The 2,266-nt window shown below is 49.8% G+C and carries 1 protein-coding gene; it reads right to left on the bottom strand.

Annotation, left to right across the window (positions count from 1 at the left end):
• Nucleotides 1–101 precede the first annotated feature (101 nt).
• Nucleotides 102–1,865: a glycoside hydrolase family 3 protein gene (locus BMX58_RS14495; protein ID WP_068624999.1), complete on the bottom strand. Its 1,764-nt coding sequence runs from the start codon at nucleotides 1,863–1,865 to the stop codon at nucleotides 102–104.
• Nucleotides 1,866–2,266: the final 401 nt, after the last annotated feature.

Here is a 2,266-nt window from a genome sequence, read left to right as displayed (position 1 = left end):
TCTTATGCATTCAATTGTCAAGGTACCTAATCAACAACAGATTAAAGCAACACACGTAAAGTTTCACTCAACTTTTTCTACTGCGAAAGTTGAGTTATCGATTAATAACGTGTATCCAGGAATCCGCAGAATGCGTCCACCGGAGAGACGCCTGTGAATTCGGAACGGCCTACCATTTTGTTGACAAGGGCTTGAAGCGTGAAGTCCTTGCTGTCGTATGTGTTGATGTATGTTTGCACTTGCGGCACGTCAGCCAAGTGGTTCGGTGCTTGGACAGATACAAAGATCGTAGGGATTTCATGGACATAGAAAGGAATATCCGGTGTCCCTTTTGAAGCTGGCCATTGGATGCGCTGATCCGTGTTCGGTTGCACCGAAGCCACGTTGATGATCAAGTCGTAGGCCGCAATCAAATCGCCGATCGGACGTTTTTGAGCGTACACGTTGGCAACGGCAGCTGCCCTTTCGGCTTCCGGCAATTTGTTGATCCGTTCTTCCGTGGATTCCCAGATGGATACCTCGAAGCCTTCAGCTTCCAGGATGCCTTTCAATGTATCGACCGGGCGAACCGCTTCGCCGCCGATCATTGCTCCGAAGCCGCCTTTGTGGCCTTCAACGTTGACCAACAGGACGCGTTTCGTTTTATCCGGTGAAATCGGGAAGATATTTTGGTTGTTTTTGACCAACGTGATCGCTTTGTCGGCAACTTCAACTGCGATTGCTTTGTTTTCAGCCAAACCGATTTTTGCCATCGCCTCTTCTTTGGAAGGCAAGATTTCTGTTTTCGCCTTTTTGTGCAGTCCTAAAGCCGCTTTTGTGCCCAAGATGCGCGTCAAAGCTTCTTCCAAACGCTCGTCCGTGATGACGCCGTTGTTGTAGCCATCCAACATCCATTGGAAATCTTCGTCCGGATCGTTGAAGAACAGGAACAAGTCTGAACCTGCAGCGATGGCTGTCGGCAGCATATCCTGGCGTTTCATGGCGGAAGTCATCGCAACCATGTGGCTGGCATCGGTGACAACCAGGCCGTTGAAGCCCATTTTGTCGCGCAATAAGTCTGTCAGGATGTATTTGTTCAGCGTAGCCGGCAAGATCTGCTCCTGAACGCTTGCTTCAGGATTGAAGTGTTTCACATATTCAGGCAAGGAGATGTGCCCTGCCATGATGGAAGGCAAGCCTGCATCGAACAAAGTGCCGTAGACTTTCCCGAAAGTAGCGTCCCATTCTTCAGTGGAATACGGGTTCACGCTGAACGATAAATGTTGGTCGCGTTCGTCGATTCCGTCCCCAGGGAAATGTTTTGCAGCTGGTGCGATGCCGCTCTCCTGGATCCCTTTCATGTACGCCAATGACATGGCGATGGTTTTGTCCACGTCGCCGCTCCACGTGCGGGTTGCGATGATCGGGTTGCGCCAGTTGCGGTTGATGTCCACGATCGGAGCGAAACTCCAGTTGCAGCCGATAGCGGCAGCTTCGACACCGGAAACGCGGCCCATTTCATAAGCGTACTTCGTGTCGTTCGTGGCGGCAATCTTCACTTCGACACCGACGTAGGTGCCGTCTTTGCAGGCGCCATTGCCGCCTGCTTCCGTGTTGGCTGCGATCAACAAAGGAATTTTGCTGTTTTCCTGCAGGATTTTGTTTTGCTCGTATACTTCTTCGGCCAATCCTGGATTATAGCGGACTCCGCCGATGTGATAATTATTCAAGACGCCCGTCAGATATTCTTCCGTGCGTTCTGCCCCCATGTTGATGAACAGTTGCCCGATTTTCTCTTCGACAGACATGCCCGCAATCGTATCTTTGACCCACTTGATCCCCTCGGCATCCAAGTTATAAGGTTTAGTAGTTAAATCGACTCTCATGATTTTTCCCCTCTCGAAATAGTTCCGGAACAGACCGATGCCCCAATGTGTCAGCACCGTCTTCCCTACATGGACCAGTATAGGCATTTAAACCGAAAAAATGAAGGCACTTACAGCCCGTTTTTGAAAGGTTCGGATTCTGTTCAAAATTGAACCCTGGGACAAAAACGAATACCGGCTCCCCTGTTTCGTTTCACAAATCGCTCTGTGAAGCCATTTAAATTGACCGGAAAACACTTCGGAAGTCCCTGCACACAAAAAAGAAGCCTTGAAAAGCCGTCACTTTTTTGTAACAATATCCGTCCGAAATCGAGTAGGAGGTAGATGATTAGTTCATCTACCGTCCTCTCACACCACCGTGCGTACGGTTCCGTACACGGCGGTTCAGTACCTTGAGTAAG

The sequence above is a fragment of the Trichococcus ilyis genome (genome assembly GCF_900109135.1).
Lineage (GTDB): Bacteria > Bacillota > Bacilli > Lactobacillales > Aerococcaceae > Trichococcus > Trichococcus ilyis.
The sequence above is the reverse complement of the archived record's forward strand: the minus strand, read 5'-3'. Positions and strand labels throughout refer to the sequence as shown.

Excerpts from the sequence above, each read along its gene's own strand:
- BMX58_RS14495 (WP_068624999.1), bottom strand. The coding sequence starts at position 1,865 with ATGAGAGTCGATTTAACTACTAAACCTTATAACTTGGATGCCGAGGGG.